The sequence below is a fragment of the Paenarthrobacter nitroguajacolicus genome (assembly GCF_029952445.1).
GTDB classification, from domain to species: domain Bacteria; phylum Actinomycetota; class Actinomycetes; order Actinomycetales; family Micrococcaceae; genus Arthrobacter; species Arthrobacter nitroguajacolicus_B.
The window spans coordinates 1-16907 of the sequence record NZ_JAQPPK010000049.1; the positions used below are offsets into that span (position 1 = coordinate 1).

The following is a 16907-nucleotide window of genomic DNA, read 5'->3' on the forward strand; positions in this document are numbered from 1 at the left end:
CCCTTGCGGGCCACATCAATAACATCCTGGCGGAACTCCGCCCCATAAGCCGTCGGCATGGTCAACATCCTTCCACGAGCACAAGCTCGCTAGGTCAAGGAGTCAACAAAACCGGGGGCAGTCCCGGTTATGTCTTGGCGGATATCGTCAGACTGTTCTGCATTCACTGACACTGAACGCCGCAATCCTCGTAAGTCCACCCTGATAAGCCGATAAGGCAAAAACTTTGGCGCTACAGTTTCCCATGTCGCCGACGTAGAGCTAGGACGTCCACGCAACTTTGTACCGCTGTGCGCGATGGATATACGCCCCCTACTTCAGGTAAGTCCCTGCCTATCGTCTTCCCTAGGAAATTCCATACACCGACTGACTAAGTATCTTGCTCGTCGTAATCATGCTCCTCTGCGGGAACAAACAGGCCGCTGTATGCACGCCTGGCAACCCATCGATCTTCGTTAGCTCGGATCAAGGGTGTCAGGTCACTGCCCCTTAGGTCCTCGTGCATCTTCTCCAAATCGGCAAACTCAAACATCTTGCCGATTTCCCGCAGGGATGCGTCGCTGAGCTGACGGTCATCCTTCAAGAGCCAAGGCAATATGCGAGCGAGCTCCGTGGAGTCCAACTGCCCCTCGAAAATGGCGCCGGCCGCCTCGACTTCGGCAGCGCTAGATACAGCTAAACGCAGAAGTTCAGTGGTGCGATTGATGCGCAGGGCCGTCTGCGGTTCGAAGAACTTTGCAATAGCTGCTTCTACGGCTTCCAGTCCAGATTCAGTCTCATTAGGCTCTGGGAGGACTAACACGTTCGCCTCAGTTGCTCTGATCATGCCACGCGCGCCACGCACGAAGTTACTCCGGACAAGGGATGTCAGCGGAGAGTCGTTGCCATGGACGTCATTAACAACGTCTAAAGCGCCAACTGTCGTGATCAGAGCACCTGGCCGGAACTCCACTTGACGGGCTAACGGAGCCACACGATTTTTGTCCCGGCGGATATCGGTCGCCATTCGAGCTCCGAAGTATAGCGTTGATAGTGATCATAGAGTCAAGGCGCCCGCTAATCGCCTACGCAGCTGCCCGGTTATCGTATCGGTTCTTTAACCTGGCTTTCGCCCCCCTCTCAACCGGGCTGCGCGTGGCAGTCATCATTTTCCCGGCGTTTCAGGAATTCCTTATCCTCCATAAACTTGTGCGGTTATTTGGGCTGAAGAATCTACTCTGATGTCGTGCGTGATAGGACCAGGTGTAGTTTCCAATAGATAATTTCAGCCCCGAACGGGCAGCAGCCCGGAACTGTGTCTGCAAACCTTGAGGTGGGTTGCCGTCGTAAATCGAGTTGATCTGTATAGCCAAAGGGGACAGTGTCGCTGAAACCGACAACGAAGTGCCCGTCGCCGAGCCGGGTCACCAAGATGCCGTGCGTTCGTTGCCCTCTGGAGCCCTGAATCATCAGGTCGACGGCCGCATTGATGTCGCGGTCCATGGAGGCCCTACTCAGGACCTTGATTTCAACGGCTTCAAAATCCTGCATTATCACTACGCGGTTACCTCGCTGGGTCGGATGGTAGGACGATATGATCTTGCGCTTTTACCTACAGGGCTCGATGTTCGGTCGCAGGCTTCCAGCAGGCAGCTAAAACCTTCCGATCTGGATGGTCTGCCATGGAGTTGCCTTGATATCGCAACCCAATGTTTGCTTTCGTGCCTAAGCATGACGCCAGGGAATTCCCAACCACCGCTCGGCCCGCACCACCATCTGCGGTCCAGAGCTGAAGTATCCGAATGGCTACCGTGCAAGTGGCGCGGTAGCCATCCGGGCTCTCCTATTAGGGCACACGTTCTAATTAGAGTGCTCCTCCAGCAATGGTTCGGGTGGGAGGGCTCGGTTAGGGAGAGAGCGGATACGTCGGAGCCCGGCAGCGGTAAGCAGAGGCCCAAGCTCATAGGGTGGGTCTGCGATGCCGGGGCCCCCGTTTCGTATCCAAGCGGCGAGTACCTGTGCGCGCTCTACAGTGTTGACCTGCGGCACCCAGGCCGGACGCGCACCTTCTTGTCGCGCCTGACTTGTGGGGTTCACGACTACGACGTTCGAGAGGTCACAAGCCCATAGACAGTCGACCCGCACGAGTTCGGCGTCGAGACCGATGTTATGCGCAAGCACTTCTGCGATGCCGTCGTGGTCAACGCTAGGATGCTTTCCGGCGCTTCCGCAGCAGCAGCCCCTGCACATCCTGACCCGTGTACTCAAGCAGGCGTTCGCAGGTGAACGGGGGGCCATCTGGTCAGCCCTCAGCGCTGAACCAGCGCGGAGTTCATCACCCGGCGAGGACCCCCAGCGCCTTCCCTTGTTCGGGTGGCTCGGGCATCAGACAGCTGCAAGAGATAGGCAAACCCGGCCCCGAGGACGAGCCACATCAGTCCGAGCTGCGCCAAGGATCCGATCCGGAAGTCCCAGATCAGTTCGGCAGGGACTCTTGCAGGTACAGGTGGGGACACATTCGGGATAGCCCAGACCAGGGCGACCGTTCCGAGGATTCCGACAGCCGTCGCGGCAGCCACGCGAGAGCCCGATGACAGGTTCTTGGCACGTGCGACGACGATTACGATAACCGTCAAGGCAACAGAAGCCGCGATCGTGCCAAGATAGGTCAGAGTGCGGAGGTTTACCGTGTCCGGGTCCCCGACGCCCGGTGGGTTTGCCGGGAGGACGATGGCCGGAACCAAAGTGAAGGACAGGAAGCCGAGGCCGGCGAGCATCACGGAGCCGACAGCGGAACCACGCGAGAGTCTCGACCCTAGTAACCGGTGAAGAAGCGCAAATGCGATGCCGATCAGGATCCCAACCAGCAGAACTGTGATGAGACCGAACATCACCTGTTGGTCGCGGGATACAAGAGCGGCTGCCTCGTGGGCATGGCCCTCTGTGTGGGTGTGGTCTGCGTCCGACACGGCTTCCTCGAGGGCCACGGCGTTGCGGATTGAGGGCTCGACGAGCCAGTAGAGGCCGGCGGCGCTGGTGGCGCCGGCCACGGTGCCGGCAAGGGCGCCGTGGCCGATGGTACGGCCAATCGTGGTGGGGGGCATCGTGTAACCGCCGTTTCTCAGTGACACGGGACGCCGAGGGCGTGGCGCGCGTCATGGGTGGCTTCGTGGAGGAAATGGGCCGCCTCAGTGGAGAGAACCAGACCGTTCTCCTGAAGCAGGAAGAGGACGATTAGCAATGCAGCGGCAATGAGCGCGACGGTCCCCGCCACGCGGCTCGCGGCAGTGATGATCTGTTTCGTGCCGCTCGCGGCGGCTGTGATGCTCTGGGTCATGGGTGGTGTCCTTCCGGTGTTAGGTGGCAACGGTGCGCGCGGGATCGATGGTGATCGGCTCGGTGTGCGCCTCGTGGTGGTTGCGGTTCGGAGGTAGTGCCAGAACCTTGTCGGTCTGCAGATCGAGGTCGTCCTGGTTCAACAGTTCGACGTCCGTGAGGATGGCTTCGAGCGCGGAAACCCAGTGCTGGTAGTAGGACCACTGGCCGTCTGCTGCTCCGGCGTTGGTCGACTCCCACGCTTGGATCGAGGCGATCAGGGACTTCTGAAAGTTTGCCCAGTCGAATTTGAGGGTTTGGTGGGCCGCGACGGCCATGGCAAATGCCCTGATCTCCCAAGGATGCTCGAAGCCCCTCTGATCCGGGTTGCCGCCTGGCATGCCGCAGACGAGCTTTTCGACGTCGCGGCGTGTTTGGCCGAGTTGGTCCGCGCTGGTGCGCGGTACGGGCAGGCGTGAGTCCGTCATTATGCGACTTTGGCGACGGGACCGACACCGATCATTGAATCGCGCGTCACCAGCTTTAGGAGATGCTCTTCGCTCCACCCTTCGGTGCCCCTGGGTCGCTGAGGGAGGACCCAGTAGCGCATTTCGCTGCTGGAGTCCCATACGCGCACTTCGACATCCTCAGGAACGGTGAACTCGAATGAGTCGCTAAGGACCTTTCGCGGCTCCCGGGTGATCGCGGCCCGGTATTGAGGGTCCTTGTACCAGTTTGGTGGCAGGCCCAGAACGGGCCACGGGTAGCAGGAGCACATTGTGCAGACAATAACGTTGTGCACGTTGTCGGTGTTTTCGAGGATCACCATATCTTCGCCCTGAAGGCCGCCGATTCCGAGCTCCTTGCACGCCGCGCTGGCGTCTTGCAGTAGTCTTGCCTTGAAGTCGGCGTCGGTCCAGGCTTTCGCAACAACTTTGGCACCGAGCTGCGGCCCGACCTCGTTCTCGTAGATCTCGACCATGCGGTCAATTGCCTGAGTGGTCATGACGCCCTGGTCAATGAGCATCGACTCAAGGGCTTTCACGCGGGCGGTGATCTCTTCCTGGGATCGTATCTTGCTCATGAGTGGGCTCCTTCGGTCGTAGTGGCTGCGGCTGGTGATGGGGTGAGGATCTCGATATAGGGATCCCAGACGTCGATGTAGACCGATCCGTTGGGCTCAGCGTGCTCGGTGCCCCACAGCTCGCTGTTGGGGAACCGGACGGTGTACACATGCTCCGGGTCCTCCCCGAGGCCGTTGCCGGCTGTGTCGGGGTAGATGAAGACGCCGTGGGCGAGAACGACCTCGCCGACGGCGCCACGGATGTACCTGGCGCGCCGTGTGTGGCCCTTTGGGGAGGACCTCACGACCCTAACTCTGTCGCCTACCTGAAAGCGGGCTTCTTTGTCTGACTCGCGCTTCGCGGTTGCCCCCGCTGGTACGACGGCTTCGACGAATGCGAGGAGCTCCGGGTCATCCTTGTGCTCGGGGAGTGGCGCGTCGGGGTTGTCGAAGTAGTACTGGGTGCGGCGGTCGAGCTCAGACATGTCGAGCTTGCCTAGCTTCTCACCGAAGTGCTCGACGGTGTGGATCCAGTGTTCGTAGTACGGCGACTTGAGGTAGACGGCGGGGTCCATTTGCTCTATGCCGTGACGGAACTGGTCTACACCAAAGAAGCCAGCGCGAAAGCACATTGCAAACATCGGGAAAACGGTCTTCTCCCACTCGGCGCGGAAAACGGGTTCCGCCTCGGGAACAACGACCGGCCCCAAACCCTCGGTACCGGCGAGGTCAAACACTCCATTCATGCGGTGAACTCCTTCTGATAGCTGGGTGCGGTGAGCGTTCCGAGCGTATGCTCAAAGGCGTGGGCGGCGCGCAGCACGCTGGCGTCTTCATACTTCTTGCCGACGACCATTAGCCCGACGGGCAGACCGTCCGCGAGACCTGCGGGGATTGAGCAAGCCGGGTGGCCAGTAACGTCGAAGGGCGCGGTATTCGACAGCATTTCCAGTGCCCTCCCGAGGGCCTCGTCCACTGGTGCATCCGACGATGGTAGGAGGCTCGCAGTGATGGGGGTCGTAGGCATCACTAAGACGTCGTAGCGGCTCAACGCCGAGTCGTAGGCTGCGCTCAGCGCGCTCTCAAGGTTCCGCGCTTTGGCGTAGCTGGCGCCGTAGCCTTTGCGCAGGGCGTAGGTGCCCCCGAGCGCTACGAGTTTGACCGTTTCGGAAAATGACGAGGGGTCTTGTCGCCATTTCTGCCCAAAAAAGGCCATCAGTTCCGGGTCGTAAGTGCCCTTCCAGTTGAGGCCGTACGCATTGCCCTGCAGCATCTGATAAGTGGCGCCTTCGACGGAGATGACGTCCCAGAGCGCAGCTCCGTGCATGTGCCAGGGGATTGAGACCTCTTCGGCAAAGTGACCAGCGGCGGTCAGGCTCTCGATCGCCTGCCTGACCACCCCTGTAACCGCTTGCTCGGAGTTCGCCTGCGCGAAGCCCTCGGACACCACACCGATCCGCAGGCCCCGGTCCAGCTGTTGGAGGCTCGTTACGTAGTCCTCTCCTGCAATATCCGCAGGCTGGCGAGGGTCTTGCCCGTCAGGCCCTGCGATGATGGTCAGGAGGGCTGCGGCGTCGGCTACCGTGCGTGCGATGGGCCCGAGGTGGTCGATGGACTGCTCAATGGGGAAAGCGCCGGTATACGGCACCAGCCCGAAGGTCGGTTTGTGCCCCACGACACCGCAGAAGGAAGCCGGGATCCGGACAGAACCGCCTTGGTCGCCACCGATCGCGAAGTCGACCTGACCCGCGGCGACCAGGGCCGCGCTGCCACTGGACGAACCACCGGCGGTCCGGTCATGGTTCCAGGGATTTCGCACAGGACCGCTCTTAGAGGTGTGTGAGGCACCAGAGAAACAGAGGTCCTCGCACACCGACTTCCCGGCGATGGTCGCGCCGGCGTCCAACAGTCTTGCGACGACGGTCGCGTCACTCTTGGGCACGAATCCACGGACCATCTCCGAGCCGTTCATCATCGGCACGCCACCGACCGCGACGTTGTCCTTCACTGCCACACGCCGGCCGGCCAGAGGCCCGTCTTCTCGTATGGCAATTTCCGTGGTCACGTACCAGGCGCCGAGGGAGTTAGTAGCTGGCTCGGACCACTCACGTGACAGGGCGGACGGTGCTATCTCCTGTTCATAAAGTGCATCGACGACGGCCCATGAACCGAGCAGTCCGGAGGCCATCGCGTGATAGCCGTCGACGTCCTCCGCGGGGATGCCGAGCCTGAGTTCGTCAGCTAGGTTTTCTAAGACCTGCTTTGAAGGAATATCCATACCAAATCCTCCTATATGTCAATGTGTATTGACGCATCGAAGTAACTGAACCATGTGACGCCGGTCTCGTCAAGAGGCGTGCCATCGCGGATTTTGACCGACATAGATCAAGCGGCTGCCGCTAGCGACTCGATACTGAATGACCCGGCGCAGCAGAAGCCCTCCCTGGGCTGGTCGGTCCTCTGCTAACATGTGTAGACGCGTTGACGGATTCCACGTGAACAGGAGTGAGGTAATGGACCGCAGCTCGGCGCAATCGGCCTTTGATGCGCTCTCCGACCCGACTCGCCGGCGGATTTTGCAAGTCCTTTCCGACAATGAGGAGAGGAGTGCGGGGGCAATCGCCGACGCCATCCACGAGGTTGGTCGCACCTCCGTGTCGAGCCATTTAAGAATCCTTCGCAGCGCAGACCTCATCGTCGAGCGCAAGGAGGGCAGGTACCGCTACTACTCCTTGCATCCACAAGGCGCCGTCCAGGACGCCCTTAACTTTCTGCAGTCGATCCTTTTTCAGGGCGTGGCCAGGGGCGATTCCGTTGGTGTGGGCGCGGGAACGAAAGATGCCCTCTCCGGCGAGCCAATGACCAGTACCCGATCGGCAGCTCGTGAACGACACGCGTCCTAGCCTCGGGCGTGCTGCGCGCCCAGGCGGTCGAGGCAGTCCGATGCGGACAGCAGTCCTCGTTGCTGGTGAGCACTACCCAGTATCGGCCACCGAACTCTATGAATCCTTCGGTTCGGGGACAACCGGCGGATGGTTGATTGGAGCTGCATGCGATTCCGTAAGGCCTGGCGCAGCGGTCTCTGCGTACATGCCACTCGGTCCAGATAGCCCGCAGGTAATGTTGCTCGGCCGCATCAGCAGCTGTGTACCCGGCGCCAAAATCACCATAGTCCACGACCAGCCATGGCGTGGCCGGATTCACCTGAGGTTCTTTGACGAGCCGGGGGGGTCGAGCCTCCGTGTGAGCGCCGAGCTCGATGACACCGGGCTCGCGTGGTGGATGGAGCAGCGAGGCTGGAAGCAGGAGGTCTCGGCGGACCTCAGGCTGCACCGCATCAGTCTCCTCACCAGCAAGACTGGCCCAGCGGCGGTCTTCGCCATCGCCTGCGAGTACCTCGCGCGTCTCGCCGTCGACCAGGTCAACGCCGACGGCGGAATCGGTGGGCGCCGAGTCGAGCTGGCGATTCATGATGACGCTACCGACCCGGGGCGCGCGGCTCTCGAGGCCCAACGAATGATCCACTCCGGCAGCCGGGCCATCATCGCCAGCGTTACGAGCGCCAGTTTCGAGGCCGTTCGCCGTACCGTTGCCTCTGAGGGAGTGCCCCTAATCCACCCCGTTCTCAACGAGGGGGGGCGAGGGGAGGCCAACGTCTTCCGGTGGGGCGAACGACCGCTGGCCCAGGTGCGTGCCGCGGCGCCCTGGATGATGCAAGACGGAAATCACTCACGTTGGTTCCATGTCGGCAACGACTACTCGTGGTCTCATGGTGCCCACCGGGCAGCGACACGCGCCATCGACGAGGCGGGCGGAATTGTCACCAGTCACGCTTACACTCCCCTCGGAACGACAGACTTCGCGCCGCTTATCGATCGTATCGACGCCAGCGGCGCACAGAGCGTGCTCTCGTCGCTGGTTGGTGCCGACGAAGTAGCCTTCGAGCGACAGCTCTGGGACTCAGGCCTGAGAGGTCGATGTTCGGTTCTCTCCCTAGTTATGGAGGAATCGACCCGTGAGCGGATCGGCGCCCAGGCCGCCAACGGGATCTGGAGTGCGTTCGGCTACTTCAGCACTCTTGATTCCGAGACCAACCTTGACCTCAAACGCAGGTATTTCGACGCCTACGGAGGATGGGCCCCACCGATCTCCTCGATTTCCGAGTCGGTATACGAAGCCATCCTTCTCTACGCGCACGCCGCCCGCGCAGGTCAAGCTAGCGCCACCGACCTCGTCAGAAACCTCCGGCAGGTCACCGCGGAACTGCCTCGGGGCCGCGTGGAACTCAACGGCCCTCAAGTGATGAGACAGCGGATGCACGTCGCACAGTCGGCGGGCGACGGATATCGTCTGGCCGACCAATGACTCGCCGAGTTTCAAGTCAGGACTTGGGAAATCGATTTGTAAACTGGAACAGTCAATGCCGATATTGAACGATTCGTCAGCGGTGGAGTCAATGTCAGCTACGAGTCTTTCTCGCTGTGTTCGTTCGGAAATCATCCCAAGGATGCGGTTATCGGACTTGTTTGGGGAGGTGCCCCGCAGGCCTGGGATGGCGAAGTCGACCTTGACGTATGCCGGGGCTACGATAAGACGTTCCTGGTAGTTGCCCACGACGTTTCTCTACTGCGGGGAGCCGTTTCCGATGTCGCCTGCGACACCATGGCTTCGTCTTCTGCCATGGGAAGGATGAAAGCTCTGTTTTAATTGACGCGGTGGAGAGAGCCGCCTCGATGACTTCCTCGTGACAGCGAGTGACGGCATTGATGGCCTGCGCGATGTTTGTCATTTCCAGTCCGATGTTGTCGATTTCGGCTAGCCTCCACTGCGGTAGCCGATGAGCTGGGGTAGGACCAAGGCCGAAGTCCTGGATGAACTGAAGAGCAGTGAACATGATCGGCGCGTCAACGCCTGCGGTGACATAAGTTGGGACGAGAGCGATCATCATGGAGGCAGCACTCATGACGGGGAGGGCCAGGACCAGTACTTTCTTCCGACAGATCCTGGTCGAGGACGGGCTAGGCCGGTGCTCGACAGCCCACGCCGCGTGGCGGCGCCACTGACCTTTTGAGAAGATGCCAGTTCGCGCAGTGTTGTGGTTCCTGGAGTGATGGCAGGCATGATGTCCCCTGAGCAGATGCCGGAACGGCAACGGGGCATCCTCGGGCCGTCACCATCCGCTGACCGGGACTGCCGTCCGGTCCCGCTTTTAGGTGACTGGTTCTGGCTTCATCCCGTAACGCGTCAACGTCGCCTTCGTTTTGGAGAAGGAACAACTAGACCGGAGCGGATGCGGTGGCCGTGACGCAGAGCTGCGGATGATTGTACGAAGTTCTGGCTCGAAGCTGTCTATCTGGTAGAGCCTGGTGAGGACGCTTTCAGCGCGTTCTGTCCGACGTGCCCACACCGATACCGGCGCGGGCACGTCGGGTCTTCGGCTTTTGTCTAGTGTTCCGCTTCTACTCCCGGGGTCATGGTCGTCTTTGTCTCGGATTCGCTGATTGTCCGGGCTGGCAGGGTGGCCAGAGCCAACACTCCTCCTGCCAGCAGCAGACCGGCGGCAACTCCAAGCGCCGTTCCATACCCGGTAACCAGCTGCCCGGCCTCTGCGAGGTCCGAATTTCGGGCGTTGCCGGACACGGTCGCGGCTACGCCTGTCAGAATGGCCAGGCCGAACCCGGCTTGCCTTGGACGCTTGTGGTCTTGAACTCGTTGGGCATGATGCCTTGTGGGGCGGTTGGGCTCAGCCATAACTTGGGCGGCCAGCGCACCAAATCGGCGCAGCTTCCACATGACTGGCTAAGAGTCAAAAGCCTGAGCTGACCTGCGCGAACGTTGAATATGTCGCGAGACGGGAGTTCCACTCCCGTACTGGAGTGCCGATAAATGGACGTTATGTCGCTGAGCAGTGATTATTGAGCCGTACATCATTTTAAGGTTGGTCACGCATGCCCACGGCTCGGCCAAAAGCCATGCCAAATTCTGTCGGTCGAAGGATTCCTTGTTCAATTTTCAGTGTGATGTCGGCATTCGCGTATTCCGCCTCAAGCTTCAAATATTCGGGGCGCTGAGCAACAAAGTCGTAAGCGCCACCCCTGACTAAGTATGTCCCGTACTCTACGTCCACGAGCCCCAGTCTCATCCAGTTGTCGACATAGGTAGGGACCTCAGCGTCCACCGTCATCTCACCGGTATCTGAGTCTGCTAAAGGCAAGAGATGGTTAGCTAGCGTCCTCCCTCCTCGCCCAGAAGTAGTCCCTCGTACTCTTGCTATCGCGACATGCGCACTGTTTCCAAGGGGGTGGCGCAGAAGTGAAGCCTCCTCGCCAGTGAGTTGACGAATTATCTCGGCGAAGGAGGGATGCACTGTATCTCGCTTGCGATCGTCCGAGGCCGAGGCCAGCAGGTTTAGATATAGTTCCTTCAGATCCGGCTCGTCGAGGCTAAAGGCCAACCCTTGCATGGCAGGAGCAGCAACAATCGGCTTCGGGGCAACCCGGCGATTCTCAGGGATTGCCTCTATACGCTCACGCATGTCTTCATCGAAATTGTTCTCGAAATACTCGGCGCTCAGGCCAATCAAGCCGCGAATAGGCCGGAACAGCTGCAGAAAGAGAGCTTCCTTTACGGCGATACGCTTGGCCCGCGTGTTTGCAGCTTGTTTAAACGCGGTGGTCTTCGTTGCCTCCGACACTAGCTCTTTACGCACCGCGGCATCCGCTTGACGTATTTCTTTGACACTGTCGGCCACAATTTTTCCGGTCAAGGCTCCAGCGGCGCCCAGGATCTCCCCACTCATGCAGGCAGCCTATCCGAGGTTCACCTGGCCTTCCGGAAGCGCCGCTCCGATCTTCGCTCAGCGTCCAGCTACAAGATGCCCGGGGGTATCTTGACGGTCTTTGTACTTACCTTCTTCGTCTTCATCACCTGTGTCCTGACAACCCAGACCGACATTTTTTCAGCCCTGCTCCTAACGCGGATCTGGTTCGCGGTCCTTGGCATCGCATACGCCGTGATCCGAAAATCTCCGGGGCACCAAGCCCGCGTCGCCAAGTGGAATGCGGTAATCACCACTCAGCCAGACAGCGAGGGTGACAGCGAACTTAGTAGCGCCTGAAACAACAATGAATCGGGCGCGTGGGGACACCAAGCGCCCGAAAGGGAATGCTTCCATTTCGGGCCGCCTCTTGAGTTAGCCGGTAATCAACCGTCCACATACTGCTTTAGCTCCAGAAGGATTCCGTCGTCATTCCGGATATATGTTGCATTCCCGAAATCCAGAACGGCATCCGCGATCCTGGCATACACGGGTATCCGTGAGCCGTGAGTCGGCGCTCCACGTTGGCCGGCAACGCCTTCGAAGTCACCGGAACTCTTCACTCACTGCCTATGTTCCAGGGACTTCTAGGCAAAGGTTAGGTTAGGAGGACAGGAAGGTCCCCACTCCGACTCCGGAGTGGGGACCTTCCTGTCTGCGCTTTAGGCACTTATGAGGTGCCCTGTGAAGTAGCGCGAATGCGTCTTCTGGACGGTTTCGAGAGAATCACTGTTCAAGGAGACGATTTCCCAGTCCCTGTTCTCGCGTTCCTTTTCGAGTTTCAGCCGGAGAACCAACGCGTCCCTGTGACCCTGTCGACCCGGGAACTCCCTGACGATCCTCTCGCCAGTAATCCTGTTGTACTTGATGACGTAGCCAGCCATGTGGACATCACCTCCTCGTGTCTCGAATACTATCAAACGAGCCCTTCAGCGTTTCCAGACTGGACTTAACCGCAAGCTCAGACTCTTGTACCACCCTCCTGAGCTCATCCAGATTGGCATCCAGGTTCGTGGCGTAAGCACGCAGATTTTCGTCGACCGGAAACTGTGCGCTGACCCCCCATGCGGTTTTGGAGGCCGTCTCTATCTGGAGTATCGCGTTACGTGCCCCTTCCAGCTTGGCGATGTGTTCTGTGGAGAGGTGCTGGAGGGTGGTGACCGTTTGCCGCAGCCGAGGGTCTGCAGGGATTGTCCCGTAGCGAATATCGCGTCCGACGACGTCGGCCAGGGACTCATACATGTTCGCCCACGTGCTTTGGAGGTGAGTTCGGATCTGTACCTCGACGCGGGTAGGGAGGCGCAGCCAGAGGTGGACTGCTCGGTATCCACTCTTTGGATTGATTCGCAGGTCGTGCAAGCAGTACTTGAGGTCGTGTCCAAAGCGGCCAGCTATAGCGGCTGCAACGGCATCCTGTTCATCGAGGCTCATCTCCGCCTCGAAACGTACCCCGGCAATATCCTGGATGTTAGATAGTGGCGTGGCATGATCCCGCTGCAGCTTCTGCCGGAGCGTGTCTATGGTCTTTGGCCTTGACGTCACCTCAAACATCCGGTCGCCGAGGAGCGACGCCCAGTCCAACTCCCTTATTTGCTCCTGCGCGTCGACGGCCACGTCGTTGTAATGAAGCATGACCTCGTCATATGAAGGCAAAGCGGTTGGAATATCGATCTCGTCCCGGATGCATTCTCCCAGCCTTCGGAGTTGCTTCTTTGACCACGGCGCGCTTTCCATTCCTGAATCCTACGCAGCGAGGCAAGAAGCTCTTATCTACTCGGCCACCCGTGACGTCAACGTCCCTTTCGCAGTGCCCCGGCGTGCACTACCAATGCGATCCGCTTGACGAAGGCTGCTGCCAATTGCTCGCACCAGTCCGTCAAAAAGACAACCGGAACGCTAGGTTAGGTAGCGGTCCGTCCGCTGATCTTGCACTTCAAAAAGACCGATCCCGAATATGGCTTTGCGATCCCAGAACAAGGCGTTTCTTGGGCAGAAGGGTGCTTTTCTCATCTACTCCACTCACATTACTTAACTGGCATGCACGGGTATTCGTGGGCCGGGAGTTGGCGGGTGCAGCCGTTTGCGTGCCCCAAAACCGATAAGCCTGTGCTGGGCTCGTTACCGGGAGATACTCGGATCATGATGCGTCTGGAGTTTTGGCCTGATTATGGCTCGGGCCCGTTGTGGAGCGACGAGGGCAAGGCTCTGGCTTTGGAGTCGCTGGGTATTTCGCCGGTGCTTGCTGAGCGGGTTCGGTTGTGGAACTCGCAGTATGAGGAAGGCAGGATCCCGGTCGACGGACCCGGAGATGTCGAGTGGCTTGCCGAGGGCGTGGGTCTGCTGCACCTGTTGCGCGCAGCGTTGGGTGATGGCGTCGAGGTTGTAGTGACAGAGCCTTGGTGGGGCGAGGCGCCCACTCTTCGATAAGCCTCAGTTCCACGACCTTGACGCCCAACTCAAAGCCTTTGTCGGGCAGTTCTCGCTGCTGCGATGTATTGGGCGTAGGCGGCGGCGGAGTCGGTGGCGTGGCGTTCGATGGTCGTGGGGGAGTAGCCGAGGGTTTCGGCGATGATGGCCACGGGTGCGAGTTTGGTGAGCTCGTGGAGAGTTCCGAGTCGCGCGGCTCGGGTGCTGAATAGCTTGCTGAGGCGTGTTGTGAGGTGTCCTGGGTGGATGTGCCGGCCGGGTAAGGTTCCGCGGAAAACCCAGTTGGTGTTGGGGTGCGAGGCGGTTAGGTTGTGGCCGGGGTTTGCGGCGAGTTCCCGCCAGGCCGCATCTAAGGGGTCAGGCAATGCGATCTGGATCGTTCCCAGCTGGATGGTGACCAGTTCTTCGGTGACGGTAACGTCATCCCAGGTTAGGCGCGCTATGTTTTCGGCCTGTTGCCCGAAGACGAGGATGAGGATCGCGGCGGCCTGATCTCGTGCTTCAACTTGTCCGTCGGCGTGGAACACGCGGTTGAGTGCTTCATCCTGTCCTGACTTGTCGAGTTTGGGGCTTGTTCCCCGACGATGCGGGACGATAGCCAATCCTGCTCGAGCGGCCTTGGCCTTGATGGCCCACTTCAGGAAATGTTCAGCGATCCGCCTGGTGGTAGGTCCTTCTGCCTGCCAGAGATCGAGATGAGTCTGGGTCAGCCCGGCCAGGCTGGTGCCGTGGCCGGTGAGCCAGTTCAGCAGGTCGATGGCGACGGTCACTTGCTGCTTGGCACGCAGGAAGGTGCCGCGGGTGACTTCGTCCATCTGGTTCATCCGGCGTAGGTGATGCCAGCGGATGTAGCGGCGGATGATGTCGCGGTTCTCAGGGTTTCTGATCCGGTCTAAGGCCTGTGCTGACCAGTTCTCGTAGCGAATGCGGAGTTCGTCGCGGCGGGGCAGTACCCCGTGTTCGGTGAGGAGGCCGCGGACGTATTCGCGGGTCCGCGAGTCGGGCAATTCATCGAAGCTTTCATGCGTGATTTCTGGCGTGACGGCGAGGTTTTGAAGGAAAGCGGTGACGTGCTTTTGCTGTATCCAGGTGATGCCGCTGTTGGCGCGTTTCATCGACTTCAATGCTGCAGCAAGCGGAATCAATTCGGGCGCCATGATTCCCCGCGACGGGTCCGTGAGCAGGGCTTCAACAACGGTGGCCAACACACAGCTCCAGCAGCGGCCGCCGCTGTGAAGTTCGTCTTCTGCTCCGCAGCTCTCGCAGTCGACGTTGAGTCGGATGCCTGAGCATCGGCGGCAGGCAGGGCGGTCATCGATAATTCCGGGCAGGACGCCTTCGTGGCCGCAGGCGCAGGTGCCACGAGTGCGTTTGGCTTGCTGGTAGCAGTAGCCGCAGACTCCGCCATCGGGCCAACGAGCGACGGTTTGGTGGTGCTGGCCGCAGCGGCCGCAGGGAACCGGCCAGCGGATGGGGTCCTCTGCTTTGCGTGGCCTACTCATCGTCCTCGGAAGCGACGAGTCGGACTCGTCGAGCGATCGGGTTGCCTGGTTGAATGCCGAGGTCTTCGCTGCGCTTGGGGGCGTTGGCCGTCGCCGCCGCGCGCATCTCGACGAAAGGCTCGAACAAGTCGTTTGGTGTGCAGTTGAGGATGTCGCAGAGCGCGGCGAATGTCCTGGCCGGAATGCGCTCCGGCGTGGATGTGACCAGCCTGTAAACCTGGCTTTCGGAGAGGTTGATGCCACGGGATTTCAGGAGCGGCATCAATTCGGTGGTCTTCCAGAGGTTCTGTTTTGTCATCAAGGCTCGCAGGTTCCAGCGGTAGCCAATCCGGCGCTGTTCAGGCATCTGGGTCCTCCAAGTTCGCGATGCGACGTGCAATCACCTGCTGCACGGTTTTCTGCTTGAAGTCCGACGATACCGATGTGTAGAGCCCGGTGGTCGAGGCGTAGGAGTGGCCAACCTGAGTCTGCACGAAGGCCGCGTCGTAACCGGCTTCGATCAGGTGGGTCACATAGGAATGCCTGAGGCAATGCAACCCAAGTTCCTTCGGCAGACCGACAGCATCCCGTGCAGCAGCGAACGCATCCCCGAACGAGCCCAGGGACATCCGGGCGCCACGCTCACTCGGCCAAAGCGCCGAGGACCGTTCTGCGGTCGGGAACTGCCGCCGCAATCCACCGGATGTCCATGTCTTGAGCTGGTCCACGACCCAGTCAAACTCCGGCACGGTCAACACGGTGCGCCGTCTGGGTCCTGAGCCCGCGGTGCCCTTGGCAAACCGAACCTGGACTGCCCCGAACCGGCCGTAGTCGCTGACGTGGGGGTTCGGGCCGAAGTCCTCCAGGTCCAGCATGGTCATTTCGCGTCGGCGAAGCCCGTAGGCATAACAGACCTTGAACGCCACCGAGTCGCGGAACAGGGGCAGCCAGCGCTTGCTGCCGGCGGCGTATTCCCGGTCGACGAGGTCATCAATGTAGTCAAAGAGCTGCTGCAGTTCCGCCTTGGTGAACGAGCGCTTCTTCGCCGGGACGGCATCATCGGTGGTGTGCCGTGGCATGTTCCACTCGAAGCAGATCTGGCTCGGAATATCACCGAATGTCCGTTCGCAGAACTCGCCCCACCCATAGCCCGGATGGGTCAGGTAGGAGCAGAACATCGCCACGGCGTTGCTGTATGAGCGCAACGTTTTCAGGCTGATCGGCTTCTCGCCAGAACGCAGATCGCCCAGAAAGTCTTCGATGTCGGCCGGACCCCATTGCCACGGAAATTCACCCGTGAAGCCCTGAAAACGCTCCAGCAACTGGCAACGCTTCTTGATGGTCTCCGTCGTGAGGCCGCGCGCCAGCATCTGCGCCCGCCAGCCATCGAGCATGGCCGTAAAAACCCGTTCATCAGCCCGGAACAGCCCAACGTCCGGATCGACCAGCATCCGCGGGACGAAACCCGGAATGGCACCGCTCACTGCAACCCCTAAACCATGGAAACGTGCATTAGATGCAGGAAACGTATAGCGGCAAGGGATCCGCGGGCAAATTCAGTCGTGCCGACGGAATGGTCCGGTACGTCGCAAAGCCTGTCTGACCTGCGGAAACACCCCGGTTCCTCCAAGCACGGGGAGTACTCGCAGCTACTTCTACTCCCGTGATTTTAACGCCGATAACCGATATTATGTAAACTAGTAGTCTGCGTATCTCATCAGATGAATCAATTCGCCGGTCCCCTGATCTTGCCGGGATCTACACCCAATCACCCCGGAGTTCCGGGGAATTTGGCTGGCTGGCTGGCCTGGAAAGGAGATTCTTC

At 60.0% G+C, this 16907-nt stretch carries 19 protein-coding genes; 4 read left to right on the forward strand and 15 right to left on the reverse strand.

Going from position 1 to position 16907, the window contains the following annotated elements:
• Positions 1 to 370 precede the first annotated feature (370 nt).
• The 7 genes from PJL15_RS21915 to PJL15_RS21945 all read right to left on the reverse strand — a co-directional run bounded on the left by PJL15_RS21915 (position 371) and on the right by PJL15_RS21945 (position 6635).
• Positions 371 to 1006 (reverse strand): hypothetical protein, encoded by a 636-nt coding sequence (locus tag PJL15_RS21915; protein WP_281453243.1) that lies wholly within the window; start codon positions 1004 to 1006, stop codon positions 371 to 373.
• A 1282-nt stretch (positions 1007 to 2288) separates the two neighbouring features.
• Positions 2289 to 3083, reverse strand: a complete 795-nt coding sequence (locus PJL15_RS21920; protein ID WP_281453244.1) for a CbtA family protein — start codon at positions 3081 to 3083, stop codon at positions 2289 to 2291.
• A 17-nt stretch (positions 3084 to 3100) separates the two neighbouring features.
• Positions 3101 to 3316 carry a CbtB domain-containing protein gene (locus PJL15_RS21925; RefSeq protein ID WP_281453245.1) on the reverse strand — a complete coding sequence of 72 codons (216 nt, stop codon included), beginning with the start codon at positions 3314 to 3316 and terminating at the stop codon, positions 3101 to 3103.
• A 19-nt stretch (positions 3317 to 3335) separates the two neighbouring features.
• A complete protein-coding gene (locus PJL15_RS21930; protein ID WP_281453246.1) occupies positions 3336 to 3782 on the reverse strand; it encodes a nitrile hydratase accessory protein in 447 nt (148 codons plus the stop codon).
• A complete protein-coding gene (gene nthA, locus PJL15_RS21935) occupies positions 3782 to 4378 on the reverse strand; it encodes a nitrile hydratase subunit alpha (protein WP_281453247.1) in 597 nt (198 codons plus the stop codon). The genes PJL15_RS21930 and nthA overlap by 1 nt, the downstream gene beginning before the upstream one ends.
• Entirely contained in the window at positions 4375 to 5103 is a 729-nt protein-coding gene (gene nthB / locus PJL15_RS21940; protein WP_281453248.1) for a nitrile hydratase subunit beta, read from the reverse strand. The genes nthA and nthB overlap by 4 nt, the downstream gene beginning before the upstream one ends.
• Complete coding sequence (locus PJL15_RS21945) at positions 5100 to 6635, reverse strand: amidase (RefSeq protein ID WP_281453249.1); 1536 nt, start codon at positions 6633 to 6635, stop codon at positions 5100 to 5102. The genes nthB and PJL15_RS21945 overlap by 4 nt, the downstream gene beginning before the upstream one ends.
• Positions 6636 to 6870: 235 nt before the next feature.
• On the opposite strand from PJL15_RS21945, the gene PJL15_RS21950 reads away from it, so the two are divergent.
• A complete protein-coding gene (locus PJL15_RS21950; protein ID WP_281453250.1) occupies positions 6871 to 7260 on the forward strand; it encodes a metalloregulator ArsR/SmtB family transcription factor in 390 nt (129 codons plus the stop codon).
• Between the two features lie 217 nt (positions 7261 to 7477).
• Positions 7478 to 8722, forward strand: coding sequence for a substrate-binding protein (locus PJL15_RS21955; protein WP_281453251.1), 1245 nt, complete (start codon positions 7478 to 7480; stop codon positions 8720 to 8722).
• 1080 nt (positions 8723 to 9802) lie between these two features.
• On the opposite strand, the gene PJL15_RS21960 is transcribed toward PJL15_RS21955, so the two are convergent.
• Positions 9803 to 9997, reverse strand: a complete 195-nt coding sequence (locus PJL15_RS21960; RefSeq protein WP_281453252.1) for a hypothetical protein — start codon at positions 9995 to 9997, stop codon at positions 9803 to 9805.
• Between the two features lie 292 nt (positions 9998 to 10289).
• Complete coding sequence (locus PJL15_RS21965) at positions 10290 to 11156, reverse strand: DUF4393 domain-containing protein (protein WP_281453253.1); 867 nt, start codon at positions 11154 to 11156, stop codon at positions 10290 to 10292.
• 90 nt (positions 11157 to 11246) lie between these two features.
• Here PJL15_RS21965 and PJL15_RS21970 point away from each other — a divergent pair, with 90 nt between their 5' ends.
• The gene (locus tag PJL15_RS21970; RefSeq protein WP_281453254.1) at positions 11247 to 11474 is read left to right on the forward strand and encodes a hypothetical protein; all 228 of its coding nucleotides are present in this window, start codon (positions 11247 to 11249) and stop codon (positions 11472 to 11474) included.
• An 86-nt stretch (positions 11475 to 11560) separates the two neighbouring features.
• Here PJL15_RS21970 and PJL15_RS21975 read toward each other — a convergent pair whose 3' ends face one another.
• The 3 genes from PJL15_RS21975 to PJL15_RS21985 form a co-directional block, all read right to left on the reverse strand.
• The gene (locus PJL15_RS21975; RefSeq protein WP_281453255.1) at positions 11561 to 11737 is read right to left on the reverse strand and encodes a hypothetical protein; all 177 of its coding nucleotides are present in this window, start codon (positions 11735 to 11737) and stop codon (positions 11561 to 11563) included.
• 99 nt (positions 11738 to 11836) lie between these two features.
• On the reverse strand, positions 11837 to 12058 hold the full coding sequence (locus tag PJL15_RS21980) for a hypothetical protein (RefSeq protein ID WP_281453256.1): 222 nt from the start codon (positions 12056 to 12058) through the stop codon (positions 11837 to 11839).
• A 7-nt stretch (positions 12059 to 12065) separates the two neighbouring features.
• Positions 12066 to 12908 (reverse strand): hypothetical protein, encoded by an 843-nt coding sequence (locus tag PJL15_RS21985; RefSeq protein ID WP_281453257.1) that lies wholly within the window; start codon positions 12906 to 12908, stop codon positions 12066 to 12068.
• Between the two features lie 405 nt (positions 12909 to 13313).
• Between PJL15_RS21985 and PJL15_RS21990 the strand changes: the two genes are divergently transcribed.
• Complete coding sequence (locus tag PJL15_RS21990; protein WP_281453258.1) at positions 13314 to 13601, forward strand: hypothetical protein; 288 nt, start codon at positions 13314 to 13316, stop codon at positions 13599 to 13601.
• 29 nt (positions 13602 to 13630) lie between these two features.
• Here PJL15_RS21990 and PJL15_RS21995 read toward each other — a convergent pair whose 3' ends face one another.
• Genes PJL15_RS21995 through PJL15_RS22005 form a run of 3 tightly spaced genes read right to left on the reverse strand, consistent with a single transcriptional unit; the run spans position 13631 to position 16566 of the window.
• Positions 13631 to 15103: a Fis family transcriptional regulator gene (locus PJL15_RS21995; protein ID WP_281453259.1), complete on the reverse strand. Its 1473-nt coding sequence runs from the start codon at positions 15101 to 15103 to the stop codon at positions 13631 to 13633.
• Entirely contained in the window at positions 15096 to 15449 is a 354-nt protein-coding gene (locus tag PJL15_RS22000; protein ID WP_281453260.1) for a helix-turn-helix domain-containing protein, read from the reverse strand. The genes PJL15_RS21995 and PJL15_RS22000 overlap by 8 nt, the downstream gene beginning before the upstream one ends.
• Entirely contained in the window at positions 15442 to 16566 is a 1125-nt protein-coding gene (locus PJL15_RS22005; protein ID WP_281453261.1) for a tyrosine-type recombinase/integrase, read from the reverse strand. Before PJL15_RS22005 ends, PJL15_RS22000 begins: the two co-directional genes overlap by 8 nt.
• Between the last annotated feature and the right edge of the window lie 341 nt (positions 16567 to 16907).